A 14,529-nucleotide genomic window follows, 5' to 3' on the forward strand; every position below is an offset into this window, starting at 1 on the left:
ATATAAAATGGCAAAATATTCAAGAATAGAAGTAGCTACAACAATGAAAGAAAATGGTATGATTCCGTTGTTTTTTCATTCGGATATAGCGCTAAGTAAGAAAGTATTAAAAGCTTGTTACGATGGTGGTTCCCGATTAATGGAATTTACTAGTCGAGGCGATTTTGCTTTTGAAGTATTTGGGGCTTTAAATAAATACGCTTTAGCTGAATTACCCGGAATGATTCTGGGTGTAGGATCGGTAACAGATGCGACCGCAGCTTCTTTATACATGCAATTGGGAGCTAATTTTATTGTAACGCCAGTACTCAGAGAAGATATTGCAATAGCTTGTAATCGCCGTAAAGTATTATGGTCACCTGGTTGTGGTACACTTACAGAGATTGCCAAAGCCGAAGAATTAGGTTGTGAAATTGTAAAATTATTTCCAGCAGATACCTATGGACCAGATTTTATAAAAGGAATAAAAGGCCCATCACCCTGGACGAGTATTATGCCAACGGGTGGAGTTTTTCCAACTGAAGAAAGTTTGTCTTCTTGGTTAAATGCAGGGGCAACTTGCGTAGGACTTGGTTCGCAATTAATCTCAAAAGAAATATTAGATAAGAATGATTTTGAAGGTCTAAAAAACAAAGTCAGTGAAGTTCTTGAGATTATAAAAAAAATTAGAAAATAAAATACGGAATAGCTATTCCTAAAGATTGTTTTTAAATGTTTTTTTGATTTTTAAGTTGTAATAGAGCATTATTCCTGCAGAATAAAACCTGCCAGTCCTCACAACAAGTTTTGTTTGTAATAGGCATAATGTTTCTTTTACAACTGAAAAGGATAAAGTATTTAATTCAATTATATACAACACTTTAAGTTATTAATAATGAAAAAACTAAATAGAGAAAATATAGGGTTATCTGATAAGCTTCCAATAAAAATTGTTCAATTTGGAGAAGGGAATTTTTTGAGAGCATTTGTAGAATTTGCTTTTCAGAAACTGAATCAGGATGCCAATTTTAATGCAGGAATTGCTGTTGTGCAACCTATCGATAAAGGATTGGTAAACATGATTAATGATCAAGATGGTTTGTATACATTATTCATGAAAGGAATAAAAAAAGGAGAAGAAATTCAAGAAAAAGAATTGATTACCAATATTGTAAAAGCAATAGATCCTTATGCTTCCTTTAATGAGTTTTTGGCTTTGGCCAAAGAAGAAGAATTAGCTTTTATTATTTCTAATACTACCGAAGCAGGTATAGAATACATTGCTAGTGATAAGCCTACAATGCAACCGCCAGTTTCATTCCCTGCTAAATTAACAGTGCTTTTATATGAAAGATTCAAGCATTTTAATGGTGATAAAACCAAAGCATTGACAATTATTCCTTGTGAATTAATCAATTATAACTCGGATACTTTAAAGGAAATTATATTAAAATATTGTGCTGATTGGAGTTTAGAAGTTGATTTTACATTATGGCTTTTAAATCATTGTAGTTTTCACAATACATTAGTAGACCGTATTGTTCCGGGCTATCCAAAAGATGAAATAGAAGAATATAACAAGCAGTTGGATTATTCAGATAATTTGATTGTAAGTGCCGAAACTTTCTTTTTATGGGTTATTGAAGGTGATGATAAACTAAAAGCTAAGCTTCCGTTTGAGAAAACCGATTTAGATGTAAAGATTGTAGCCGATATGCAACCTTATAGAACTCGTAAAGTTCGCATTTTAAATGGAGCGCATACAGCAATGGTTCCGTTTTCTCTACTTTATGGAAATGAAACGGTAAAAGAAACTGTAGATAATCTATTTACAGGAACGTTTGTAAATAAAGCTGTTTTTGATGAAATAAACGAAACATTAAATATGGATAAGGACGAACTAATAAGCTTCTCTGATGAAGTCTTAGATCGTTTTAGAAATCCATTTATCAAGCATTTATTATCTAGTATTGCATTGAACTCTATTTCGAAATTTAAAGTTCGTGTTTTGCCAAGTTTAGTCGAATATGTCGCAATTCACAACAAGCTTCCAGTTCATTTAACGTTTGCATTTGCTTGTTTGATTCGTTTTTATAAAGGCACTTGGCAAAACCAAACTTTGCCTGTTAATGACAGTGAAGACATAGTTAGCTTTTTTGCTAAAACATGGAAATCAGATAATTATTATGAAATCGCAACTCAGGTGTTGCAAAATAAAAATTTTTGGGATGAAGATTTAACATCGATTAAATCATTACAAGACGCGATTGCAATTGCCTTATCAGAAATTGAATTGAACGGAATTGAGCAAGGTTTTGTCAATTATGAAAAGAAATTAAAATAATAACCTCATACATTTTACGATGCAAAAAAAAATAATAAAAGTTAATCCTACTGATAACGTAGCTGTAGCCTTAGTAAATCTAGTTGCTGGAGAAACTATTCAGTTTGAGGGAGAAACTATTACAGTAGTTTCAGATACTAAATCGAAGCATAAAATTGCTTTGTCTGATTTTGCATCAGACGAAAAAATTATCATGTACGGTGTTTTGGTTGGTAGAGCAAGTCAAGTTATTGTAAAAGGCGATGTGCTTACTACCGGTAATGTAAAACATGAAAGTGCTAAAGTTTTTGAAAAAACAGAATCGATAGGTTGGACTGTTCCTAATATTGATAAATGGAAAGACAGAACTTTTGATGGATATCATAGAGAAGATGGACAGGTAGGAACCGAAAATGTTTGGCTGTTTTTTCCATTGGTTTTTTGTGAAAACAGAAATATAGAAATATTAAAAGATATTTTTGAAAAGGAATTGATGAAGCCTAAAGAGAATGATTATCAGTTGTTACTTCGTTCTTTGGTAAAGTCAGAAAGCGGTGGAGCCAGTAATGAAGCGGCTTCTAATGATTCTAATTTATTCAATAATATCGAAGTAAAATTTATCACGCATCAAGGTGGATGTGGTGGAATTCGTCAGGATTCGCATAGTTTGGCTAAATTGTTGGCTGGTTATGTAAATAATCCAAACGTAGCAGGAGCAACAGTATTGAGTTTGGGTTGCCAGAATCTACAAATTCAAATCTTTAAAGATGCATTAGACGAGATAAATCCTAATAGTAAAAAACCTGTTTTAATTTATGATCAACAGCAAATTGGAACTATAGAGGCGATGCTAAGTAGTGTTGTAAAAGATACTTTTGAAGCTATTAAAAAAGCGAATGAATTACAAAGAACACCAGCTCCATTATCTAAATTAACAATAGGTTTGGAATGTGGCGGATCTGATGGATTTTCAGGAATTTCGGCTAATCCAACCTTGGGTGTTACATCTGATTTATTGGCCGCTTTAGGAGGAACTACAATTCTTTCAGAATTTCCAGAATTATGTGGAGTAGAGCAAGAACTCGTAAACCGTTGCGTAGAGGATGAGAGCGGAAAACGTTTCTTGGAATTGATGAAATGGTATGAAAAAACAGTTGTCGATGCAGGTTCAGGATTTGATATGAACCCATCACCAGGAAATATAAAAGATGGTTTAATTACCGATGCCATGAAATCGGCTGGTGCTGCCAAAAAAGGAGGAACTTCTCCAATTGTAGGTGTTTCAGATTATGGTGAGTATATAACAAAACCAGGTTTGAACTTGCTTTGTACACCAGGAAATGATGTAGAATGTACTACGGCAATGGTTGGTTCAGGAGCTAATATTGTTTTGTTTACTACAGGATTAGGAACTCCAACAGGAAACCCAATTGCACCCGTTGTAAAAATTTCATCAAACTCTGAGTTGGCTGCAAAAATGTCTGATATTATTGACATTGACACTGGTGGAATTATCACAGGAGAAAAATCTATTGAAGAAATGGGTGATGAAATGCTTGAATTTATAATAAATGTTGCTAGTGGAAAAATTAAAACGAAAGCTGCAATTTTAAATCAAAACGATTTTATTCCTTGGAAAAGAGGAGTTTCTCTTTAAAATCTTTTCTTTTTTTACCATTAAGATATTAAGAATAATTATGAAAAAGACTATCAGAAATGATGGTCTTTTTTTGTTTAATTTCTATTCAGTCTTTTTACCCTGAGGAACGAAGGGTCTCCGTTAGTAGCTCGACAATCTAAAAATACTTTGTGTTAGTTTCTTGTGGAGACCCTTCGTTCCTCAGGGAGACAAGTTTGCGGTTGTTTGACTTAAAATAATAGCCCTTACAAATTGCTTCTTTATGAAACTTAATTTCTTAATGGTGAAAATGGTCCAAAAAGATGTCCATATAAGTTCATTTAAGCGAAGTGCTTACGAACCTTAATTTTGTTTAATTTCTATTCAGTTTTGTCACCCTGAGGGACGAAGGGTCTCCGTTAGTAGCTCGACAATCTAAAAACACTTTGTGTTAGTTTCTTGTGGAGACCCTTCGTTCCTCAGGGAGACAAGTTTGCGGTTGTTTGACTTAAAATAATAACTCTTACGATTTATTTCTTCATGAAACTTAATTTTACTTAATCCCTTAATGGTAAAAGAAAAAACTTAATGGTAAAAAATAATATTTTAAAAATTTTAATGGGTAGTTCTGGCAGATGATTTACGAATGTGTAACTCAGGTTTCAGGACTACCTTTTTTTCGATCATTATTTTATCAGTTTTGTCCATTTGTTCTAAGAAAACACGAGCGGCCATTTTTCCCATTTCTAATGGAGATTGATCCACAGAAGTAATAGATAATTCCATGAATTTAGTAAAGGGCTCGTTACTAAATCCTGCAACACAAAAATCGGCTGGAATATTAATTTCTCTTGCTCTCAATTCCTGAATAGCCCCTAAGGCTGCAAAATCACTTGAAGAAAATATGGCATCTGGTGGCGTATCATATTGCATCAAAGTATTTAATGCTATTTTACCTGCATCGACGCTACTTTTGGATTGAATCACGTATTTTTCATCAAATGGTAATCCATTGTCTAGTAACGCTTGCTTGTAACCAAGAAACCTATTTTTGAAAATTTCTAGCGATTGATCTCCAGAAAAATGAGCAATACTTTTACATCCTTGATCTATTAAATGCTTGGTCGTTTCGTATCCGCCTTTAAAGTCATCAATAGTTACAGAACTTACTCCGCTGATGTCTTTTTTTCTATCAAAAAATATTAAGGGAACATTATTATTGACGATGTGTCTAAAAGCAGCATCATTTTCGTTACTAACATCTGTAACCGACATTAAAATACCGTCTACTTGAGCATCGAGTAATGTATGTAGATTTTCGTTTTCTCTTTTTGGATCTTCATGAGTTTGGCAAATAATAACCTGAAAACCATGCGGATGTAGTTCTTCTTCAATACCTCTAATTACCGAAGCAAAAAAGTTACTATCAATGCGAGGAACTATAACACCTATATTATTGCTTCTTCCACTTTGAAGAGCCAATGCAAGTCTGTTTTGTTTATAGTTCATAGCAGCCGCAGTTTCTATAACTAACTTGCGCGTGCTCTCTTTTATCTTCGGATTGTTATTTAACGCTCTAGATACTGTAGCAGCAGTGATGTTTAATCTTTTTGCAATATCGTAGATAGTTATTTTTTCGCTCATGCTGTAGTAGTTTATTTATTAATGCGTTACAAAAATAAGAATTTTTTATCATAAACAACTTGTTGTTGTTATCGATTACTTTATTTCTTTAGTAACTGTTAGTAAATGAGTGTTATTATAATAAATTGTTAGTTTTTTTACACTAAATACATTTTTTTTTGTGATTAAAAATTAAATATATAATTTTTATCTAAATATATTTGGCGCATTCAATGTAATTATATATTTTCGTGTAATCGATTACATTATAATGTTTAATTTTTTCAAAATGAATTTTAAAAAACATACCGCAATGCTTATAAACAAATCAGTACTAGCGAATACTAAATATATTTATATAGTAATTACAGCTTTATTTTTATCGTGTCTGACTTCTTCAAAATTACATGCTCAAAAAAATCCTTGGAAGGAAATGGAAGAGATAATTAAAAAAATTCCTACTACAAAATTCCCTGATAAAAACTTTAACATAAATGAATATGGCGCAGTAGCTGATGGAGTTACAGATAACACCTTGGCGTTTAAAAAAGCCATTGCCGCTTGTGTAGCAAATGGAGGAGGGAAGGTAGTCGTTCCAAACGGAAAATACCTTACAGGAGCAATCCATTTAGATAGTAATGTGAATTTATTTCTGGATGATAATGCAGAGATTTTATTTAGCACAAATCCGAAAGATTATCCAATAGTTCACACTTCGTTTGAAGGTACAGAAATGATGAATTATTCTCCTTTTATATATGCCTACAACAAGACAAATGTTGCAGTTACAGGAAAAGGAACACTTAATGGGCAGTCTAGCACTAAAAATTGGTGGACATGGGCTGGTAAAGGATATGGGTGGGAAAAAGGAATGCCTAGCCAAAATGATCCACTGAATCGTCCGACTTTGGTCGAAATGGGAGAAATAGGAACTCCAGTATCTGAAAGAATTTTTGGAGAAGGACATTATATACGTCCGAACTTCTTAGAGTTTTTTGAATGTAATACCGTCTTAGTGAAAGATGTAAAAATTATCGATGTGCCTTCGTGGGTTATCCATCCAATGAAATCAAGAGATGTAATTGTAGATGGAGTAACTATTATAAGTCATGGTCCTAATAATGATGGATGTGATCCAGAATATTCTCAAAATGTAATTATTAGAAATTGCACTTTTAATACTGGTGACGATTGTATTGCAATAAAATCAGGGCGTGATGGAGATGGAAGAAGAGTTGGAATCCCGAGTAAGAATATTATAGTTCAAAACTGCAAAATGATAGATGGTCATGGAGGAGTTGTAATGGGAAGTGAAATATCTGCTGGTGTAAGTAATGTTTTTGTAGAAAATTGCATTATGGATAGTCCAAATCTTGATAGAGCGATTAGAATCAAAACCAATTCAAAAAGAGGAGGGCTTACTGAAAATGTTTATGTAAGAAATATTGAAGTTGGAACAGTAGCAGAATCAGTATTAAGAATAACAATGTTTTATAATATTTATGGTAGCCAGGTAGGCAATTTTATTCCAGGAATACGAAACATAAATCTAGAAAATATTAAAGTGAAAAACGGAGGAAAATACGGTATTCTGGCAGATGGTTATGAAGAATCTCCTATAGAAAATATAACGCTAACGAATGTTACAATCGAAAAAGTAGAAAAGCCCTATTCGCTTAAACATGTAAAGAATTTAAAATTTAACAATACCTATATCAATGGTACTAAAATGAAAAACATAAAATAATAACCAAAACAAACCTTAACTATAAAAACCAAATTTATGATCAATAACCATTTATTAAAAAAAGGGACAAGAAGTTATTTTGTCTGGACCTTTTTTCTGATAATTTTCATGAGCAATCAAATAGTTGCTCAGAATGTTACAGTTGAAGGTACTGTTAAAGATGCGGCGGGAATGACTCTTCCTGGTGTAAATATATTAGAAAAAGGGACAAAAAATGGTGTTTCTACTGATTTTGATGGGCACTTTAAAATTAAACTTATAAATCCAAAAGCAATATTAACTTTTTCGTTTATAGGGTTCAAAACCAAAGAAGTTACTGCAGCAGGAAAAAATAAATTAGAGATTGTATTAAATGAAGATGCTAATACTTTAAACGAAGTTGTTGTTGTGGGGTATGGTACAGTTAAAAAAGGGGATTTAACAGGAGCTGTTTCTACTTTATCAGGTAATGATGTGAGAAAGACACCTATTGCAAATGTAGCCGAAGCTCTTACAGGACGTATAGCTGGAGTTCAGGTGGTATCTTCAGAAGGATCACCAGATTCTGAGATTAAAATTAGAATTCGTGGTGGAGGATCATTAACTCAGGATAGCTCACCGTTAATTATAGTTGATGGTTTTCCTGTAAATAGCATGAGTGATGTTTCGGCTTCAGATATAGAAACTATTACGACCTTAAAAGATGCTTCATCTACAGCTATATACGGATCAAGAGGTGCAAATGGGGTTATTATTATAACTACTAAAGGAGGAAAAGAAGGGAAGATAGCAGTAAATCTGAATATGTTCTATGGTATGAAAAAGATGGCTAATGAAATAGATGTTCTGGATCCAGAAGATTTCGTAAAGTGGCAATATGAATATGCTTTGCTAGCAAAAGGAAATGCAGACTCTTATGAAAAATATTTTGGAGCATGGCAAGATTATGATATTTACAAAGGAATGAAAGGGGACAACTGGCAAAAGCAAATTTACGGGCGTAAAGGAGAAGTACAGAGTCGCGATTTAGGAATACGTGGTGGTTCGGATAAAATTAATTTTAATTTTAATTATGCACACTACGATGAGAAAGCGATAATGGTAGGTTCGGATTTTAAAAGAGACAACTTATCGCTTGCGTTAAAAAGTAAAGCAACTGATAAAATTGATTTAGCTTTTACAATGCGTTATTCTAATACTGAAATAAACGGAGGAGGAGCAAATGAGCAAAATGAAGTTTCATCAAATGATTCACGATTAAAGCATGCTGTGGGGTATTCTCCGCTTCCAATGCCAGGTTTAACAACAGATGATACAGATGAAGCTGTGTCAGGTTATTTAGTAAATCCTTTTGTAGCTGTGGCTGACAATGATCGCGAGCAGTTTAGAAAAAACTTCAATATGTTAGGGAGTTTTTCATGGAAACTAACAGATAAATTGGTTTTTAAAACGGATTTAGGATTAGATAATTATAACTATTTAGATAATCGTTTCTACGGGCGTTCTACTTATTACGTTGCTAATAAGCCTGCAGCTACTCTACAAGGGATGCCTGCGCTTACAATGACAGATCGTAAAGATGTTCGTTTTAGAAATGCAAATACATTAAATTATGATTTCAAAAAGTCATTAGGCGAAAATCATAATTTAAAAATCCTTGTAGGAGAAGAATCGATAAATTACCAAAGAAATGATGTAAATACTGTTTTGCAAGGTTTCCCGAAGTTTTTTGATTTCGATCAAGCAAAAAAGCTGACTTCACAGGCTAAGCCTTTCTCTGTAGATAATTATTATTTTGCGGATGATAAATTACTTTCATTTTTTGGACGTATAAATTACGATTATAAAGACCGTTACCTTTTTACAGCAACGTACCGTGCTGATGGTTCAAGTAAGTTTGCAAAAGGAAATAAATGGGGATATTTTCCAGCGGCAGCAGTAGCTTGGAAAATTTCAGAAGAAAGCTTCTTGAAAGAAGTATCTTGGTTGAACTCACTTAAACTTAGATTAAGTTATGGAGAGGCTGGAAATAATAATATTCCAACTGGACAAACAGTACAAAGTTTAGAATCAACAACATCATCTTGGATAAATGGTTCAGATAGTTATTGGGCAGCTCCTAATGTATTGACTAATCCAGACTTAAAATGGGAGACAACTGTAACACAAAATTTAGGATTAGACTTTGACTTTTTCAAGAGTCGTGTAAGTGGTTCATTTGAAGTTTATAAAAATGTAACACATGATCTTTTAATAAACTTTCTTATACCAGGATCTGGCTATGCAAGTCAGTATAGAAATATGGGAGAGACTCAAAATACAGGTTTTGAGGCTACATTAAATGTTGCAGCGATACAAAAAAAGGATTACGGTTTAAATTTCTCTTTTAATATAGGTGTAAATAAAAACCGTATTAATTCACTTGGAGTAATGGATAGTTTTAATCCATCAAGTACATGGAATTCAGCTATAGATGGAGATTATCTAGTAAAAGTAGGGCAACCAATAGGTACGATGTATGGCTTTAAGAATGATGGCCGTTATGAGGTATCTGATTTTGATTATGATGGAACAAAATATGCTCTAAAAGAAGGAGTTACAAATAGTTCAGGAATTGTAGGGACGGTACAGCCAGGAACTATGAAATTAAAGGATTTAAATGGAGACGGAGTTGTTACAATAGCAGATCGTGCAATAATTGGTAATTCAAATCCGAAATTTAGTGGCGGATTTGTAATCAATGGTAATGCATATGGTTTTGATCTTTCAGCTTCATTTAACTACAGTGTAGGTAATGATGTTTATAATGCAAATAAAGTTGAATTTACTACTTCTACACCAAATGGGCAATATAGAAATTTGAGCACAGATATGGCTGATGGCAGCAGATGGACAAATTTAAATCCTTCTACAGGACAATTAGTAACTGATCCGACAGAATTAACTACTCTTAATGCTAACACTACAATGTGGTCACCGTATATGAATCGTTATGTTTTTAATGATTGGGCAGTTGAAGATGGTTCATTTTTAAGACTTAATACACTTACATTAGGGTATACATCACCAAATTCACTTATTTCAGCATTGGGAGTTTCAAAATTAAGATTTTACCTTACTGCTACTAATGTTTTTCTACTTACAAACTATTCAGGGCCAGATCCAGAGGTTTCTACAAGAAGAAAAACACCATTAACTCCGGGTGTAGATTATTCAGCATATCCGCGTAGCAGACAATTGGTTTTTGGTTTAAACCTTAATTTTTAATTTAACACCTATCAAAAGATGAAACATAAAATAATAATAGCAGGATTGATTTTAGCAAGTCTTTTTAGTGCTTGTCAGGAATTTTCAGAAGAAGGTTTGGATGCTCCTGGAAAATCGACTTTAGAAGAAGCAGAAGTTTTTTCTAATGAAGGATTAACCAAAAGTGCAGTAGATGGAATCAAAATTGCATTTGCAGACACGAATGGGCATAGAGGTCGTTTTCTTCCTTTTTATGGATTTAATACAGATGTTGAGTGGTATAACGCTTCAGAATCAACCTCAGATGATAAACCTGATTTAAGTATTTATGATGCTAAGCCAAATAACGGTCAAATGAATGTAGCATTAACCGAGGGAGGAGGAGGTAATCCATGGACATCGATGTACACTGGAATTGAGCGTGCTAATATGTGCATACGTGGAATCCGTAAATATGCTGATCCAAAGCCGGGAACTGAATTCGGATATTTATTAGGAGAGGCTTTAACATTGCGTGCCGTTTATTATGCAGATTTGGTTAAGGCACATGGTGATGTACCCGCACGTTTTGAGCCTGTAAATAGTGAGACAATATATTTAGCAAAATCAAATCGTGATGTAATTTACAAACAGATTATTCAGGATTTGGGAGAAGCCGCTACGTTAGTTCCATGGCCAAATGAAAGCCCGGCGACTAGTAGTGTAGAACGAATTAATAAAGCTTTTGTAAAAGGATTGCGTGCTCGTTTGGCATTGGTTGCTAGCGGATTCCAGCAATATCCTGATGGGGTGCGCAGAAGTAATGATCCTGAGCTTTCGGTTGACAAAATGTATAAACTAGCATTAGATGAATCACGTTCAGTAATCCTGAGCGGAAAAGCGAATTTGGAGTCTTCATTTGAAACTTTTTGGAGAAAATACAACCAAGAAAATATTGCTGCAGGAGGAGAGTCGCTTTGGGAAATTCCTTTCGCAGATGGTAGAGGAAGAATGTTATATAGTTTTGCTGTTAAACATACAGATAGTGATCAGTTTCATAAAAACGGACCTAATCGTGGAGGTACAGCAGGACCGCTTCCTTTTATTTTTTATGATTATGATAAATCAGATAGCCGTAGAGATGTTACCTGCGTTCCTTACATATATGGTAAACCAGTAAACGGAATTGCTAAACAAGAATTAGGAGCATTAAATAAATGGTGTTTTGGGAAGTACCGTTACGAATGGATGAAACGTTTGGTTACTTCGACTAATGATGATGGTGTAAATAAAATTTACATGCGTTATGCCGAGGTACTTTTAATTGCTGCTGAAGCAGCTAATGAATTAGAAGGCCCTGCAGCTGCAGCTCCTTATCTAAAAGAAATTCGCAGAAGAGCTTTTTCTGCTGCTGATCATGCCCAAAAAGTAGATAATTATGTAAATAATTTAGGAGGTAAAACAGCCATGTTTAACGCTATTGTAGATGAAAATAAATATGAGTTTACAGGAGAAATGGAACGTAAACAAGCGCTGATTCGTTGGAATTTACTAAAAGTGAAACTAGATGAAGCCAAACAAAAAATGTTTGATTTACAAAAACACATAGGAGAGTATGCTGATGTGCCTACTACCTTGTATTATAAATATAAAGCGGATAATGTTAGTTTAGAAATTTACGGATTGAATCGTGGAGAAAATGTAAATCCGGGAGCAGATTATACCTCTTTTGCATGGAATGTGCTTACAGATAGCAAGATAAATTCTATTTACAAAGTAGGAATCGATCCAAATACGAGACAATTTTGGCCAATATGGCAAATGATTCTTGATGGAAGCAACGGAAAGTTGTTCAATGATTATGGCTATTAATAGGTACTAAAAACTAATTATAAATTATTCTGTTTATGAAAATAAAATATATACTAAAAGGATTAATAGCTACATTACTACTAGCATTAGCTGTTTCAAGCTGTGAAAGTTATAATGAAGGATTATTGGATGGAATAGGGGCAACAAGAGAATTCTCTCCTATAGGAATTAGTGCAGTAGTTAGAAATCAAACAGCAGTTGAATTAAATTGGACTGTAAACGAAAGTGCAGATCATTATGTTGTAGAATTCAGTGCAGATGATCCCGACTTCAAAACTATTTATAAAACAGTAAAAGTCAGTCCTAAAGAACTGCCTATTCGAGTACAATTAGAAGGAGAAACGGTTTACTCTGTACGTTTAAAAGCAGTAAGTAAAACAGGATTAGAAGATTCTAAATGGACAATTGGAAAAGTAACAACATTATCGGAGCAAATTTTCTTAGCTACTCAAGATGGAGATGTGGAGGCAAATAGAGTAACATTGAGATGGGGAGCCAATAGTAACGTAACGCAAATTATTGTTAATCCAGGGGCGATTAAGCATGATATTACTCCAGCAGAAAAGGCGAGTGGAATAGCAATTGTTGAAGGATTGAAAGGTGAAACATTATATACCGCAGAGTTGTTTAATGGTTCTAAAAAAAGAGGTTATTTTACATTTACAACAGGAATTGATATAGGAACAGGAATTTTGGTAAAACCAGAAGATGACTTAAGTGTTAAAATTGCCGATGCAGCACCAGGAGCAGTATTAGTATTGATGCCAGGTGACTACACTGCTTTTAAAGGAATGATAGCTGTAAATAAGCCAATAACAATTAGAGGATTATACAGTTTTAAGAAACCATTATTACATGTGAATTTCAATTTAGGCAATGGATCTTCAATGTTGAGTTTAATTGACTTAGATTTAAATGGAGATAAAACTTTATCTGATGTTGTTAAATATAATGAGGCAAATGTGACTTATGGTTCGCTTTTAATAAGTGGATGTGTCATTCATGATTTTGCAAAGTCATTGATTTCTTCCAGTCTAGCTAATACAAAAGTTACTTCTGCTATAATTGAGAATTCTATTGTTACAAATGTACTAACTACAGGAGGTGATTTTATTGATTTTAGAATTGCTCATATTGGACAGATTACACTTAAAAATAGTACGTTTAATAACTGTGCATCTGGACGTGATTTTATTCGTATAGATAATGCCGCTGGATTAACAGGAACAGGATTAACAACTAATATATTAATTGATGGATGTACGATTTACAATAAGTCTATGACAGCTTCAAATAGAATTTTATATGTTCGTTTTGTTTCCAATGCAACAACTATTCGTAATACATTGTTTGTGCAAACGGCAGCAATCTATACAAATCAAGGAGCAACAGTGGCTCCGACATTTGTAAATAATAATTACTATAATTCAGGAGCTCTTTATGCTACAGCGGCAACTCCTATAAAATTTGATAATTCAGGTAATTATACAACATTAGATCCTATACTGGCAAACGCGGCAGAAGGTGACTTTACAGTTGGAAATCAGACATTAAAAGATAATAATATTGGAGATCCACGATGGTTTAAATAGCGGTATCCTATAATTAGGTTTAAGGAAAAGAGGTGTGCATTTGTACACCTCTTTTTTTTGTTCACTTTTCACAGTCTCAGTTTACGGTTTACATCTCACAGTTTACATCTCACATTTCTCATTTCTCATTTCTCATTTCTCATTTCTCATTTCTCAGTTTATAACCACCTAATAAAGGTATTAATCATGTTACAATCGATTACTTTTATTTATTATTTAAACTTTGTAAGAATCATTATAGTAATAAATTGTTATTTTTTTTATACTTATTATAATTTTATTCTTATATATAAATCAATTATGCATTTTTTATTTAAATTAATTTGGCTCGTTGAAACTAATTTAATACTTTCGTGTAATCGATTACATGATTGTTGTTTTAAAACAATATAATTGATTTAGATGGTTGTAAATAAGTTTATAACATCTTAAATGGTTGTCATTTTAATGTGATCTGCAATGTTGGTTAACTCATATAAGAAATAGGTTGTACTATTTCTGAAACCCATCAATGAAAAAGAGGGATTAATCACATGAAAAGCAGATTAGGTTTATTTACTAAAGAATATTA

At 33.3% G+C, this 14,529-nt stretch carries 8 protein-coding genes; 7 read left to right on the forward strand and 1 reads right to left on the reverse strand.

The genetic code is table 11. From position 1 onward, the window contains the following. The first annotated feature begins 7 nt into the window (after window positions 1-7). The 3 genes from LPB87_RS14035 to LPB87_RS14045 all read left to right on the forward strand — a co-directional run bounded on the left by LPB87_RS14035 (window position 8) and on the right by LPB87_RS14045 (window position 3,959). Window positions 8-676 (forward strand): bifunctional 4-hydroxy-2-oxoglutarate aldolase/2-dehydro-3-deoxy-phosphogluconate aldolase, encoded by a 669-nt coding sequence (locus LPB87_RS14035; RefSeq protein WP_230728298.1) that lies wholly within the window; start codon window positions 8-10, stop codon window positions 674-676. A gap of 198 nt (window positions 677-874) precedes the next feature. After that, the gene (locus LPB87_RS14040; RefSeq protein WP_230728299.1) at window positions 875-2,323 is read left to right on the forward strand and encodes a tagaturonate reductase; all 1,449 of its coding nucleotides are present in this window, start codon (window positions 875-877) and stop codon (window positions 2,321-2,323) included. Window positions 2,324-2,342: 19 nt separating this feature from the next. Continuing rightward, complete coding sequence (locus LPB87_RS14045; protein ID WP_230728300.1) at window positions 2,343-3,959, forward strand: altronate dehydratase family protein; 1,617 nt, start codon at window positions 2,343-2,345, stop codon at window positions 3,957-3,959. A gap of 576 nt (window positions 3,960-4,535) precedes the next feature. Here LPB87_RS14045 and LPB87_RS14050 read toward each other — a convergent pair. Then, entirely contained in the window at window positions 4,536-5,564 is a 1,029-nt protein-coding gene (locus LPB87_RS14050) for a LacI family DNA-binding transcriptional regulator (protein WP_230728301.1), read from the reverse strand. Between the two features lie 268 nt (window positions 5,565-5,832). Between LPB87_RS14050 and LPB87_RS14055 the strand changes: the two genes are divergently transcribed. From LPB87_RS14055 to LPB87_RS14070, 4 genes are all read left to right on the forward strand, one after another. After that, entirely contained in the window at window positions 5,833-7,290 is a 1,458-nt protein-coding gene (locus LPB87_RS14055) for a glycoside hydrolase family 28 protein (protein WP_230728302.1), read from the forward strand. A 108-nt stretch (window positions 7,291-7,398) separates the two neighbouring features. After that, window positions 7,399-10,536 (forward strand): TonB-dependent receptor, encoded by a 3,138-nt coding sequence (locus LPB87_RS14060; RefSeq protein WP_230728303.1) that lies wholly within the window; start codon window positions 7,399-7,401, stop codon window positions 10,534-10,536. Window positions 10,537-10,554: 18 nt separating this feature from the next. Further along, window positions 10,555-12,366 (forward strand): RagB/SusD family nutrient uptake outer membrane protein, encoded by a 1,812-nt coding sequence (locus tag LPB87_RS14065; RefSeq protein WP_230728304.1) that lies wholly within the window; start codon window positions 10,555-10,557, stop codon window positions 12,364-12,366. A 35-nt stretch (window positions 12,367-12,401) separates the two neighbouring features. Beyond that, the gene (locus LPB87_RS14070; protein WP_230728305.1) at window positions 12,402-13,958 is read left to right on the forward strand and encodes a DUF4957 domain-containing protein; all 1,557 of its coding nucleotides are present in this window, start codon (window positions 12,402-12,404) and stop codon (window positions 13,956-13,958) included. Window positions 13,959-14,529: the final 571 nt, after the last annotated feature.

It is taken from the genome of Flavobacterium sp. EDS (assembly GCF_020991525.1).
Classification (GTDB): domain Bacteria; phylum Bacteroidota; class Bacteroidia; order Flavobacteriales; family Flavobacteriaceae; genus Flavobacterium.

Bases quoted from the DNA above. Each gene is read 5' to 3' on its own strand.
- LPB87_RS14035 (WP_230728298.1), top strand. From the start codon at position 8: ATGGCAAAATATTCAAGAATAGAAGTAGCTACAACAATGAAAGAAAAT.
- LPB87_RS14040 (WP_230728299.1), top strand. From the start codon at position 875: ATGAAAAAACTAAATAGAGAAAATATAGGGTTATCTGATAAGCTTCCA.
- LPB87_RS14045 (WP_230728300.1), top strand. From the start codon at position 2,343: ATGCAAAAAAAAATAATAAAAGTTAATCCTACTGATAACGTAGCTGTA.
- LPB87_RS14050 (WP_230728301.1), bottom strand. From the start codon at position 5,564: ATGAGCGAAAAAATAACTATCTACGATATTGCAAAAAGATTAAACATC.
- LPB87_RS14055 (WP_230728302.1), top strand. From the start codon at position 5,833: ATGAATTTTAAAAAACATACCGCAATGCTTATAAACAAATCAGTACTA.
- LPB87_RS14060 (WP_230728303.1), top strand. From the start codon at position 7,399: ATGAGCAATCAAATAGTTGCTCAGAATGTTACAGTTGAAGGTACTGTT.
- LPB87_RS14065 (WP_230728304.1), top strand. From the start codon at position 10,555: ATGAAACATAAAATAATAATAGCAGGATTGATTTTAGCAAGTCTTTTT.
- LPB87_RS14070 (WP_230728305.1), top strand. From the start codon at position 12,402: ATGAAAATAAAATATATACTAAAAGGATTAATAGCTACATTACTACTA.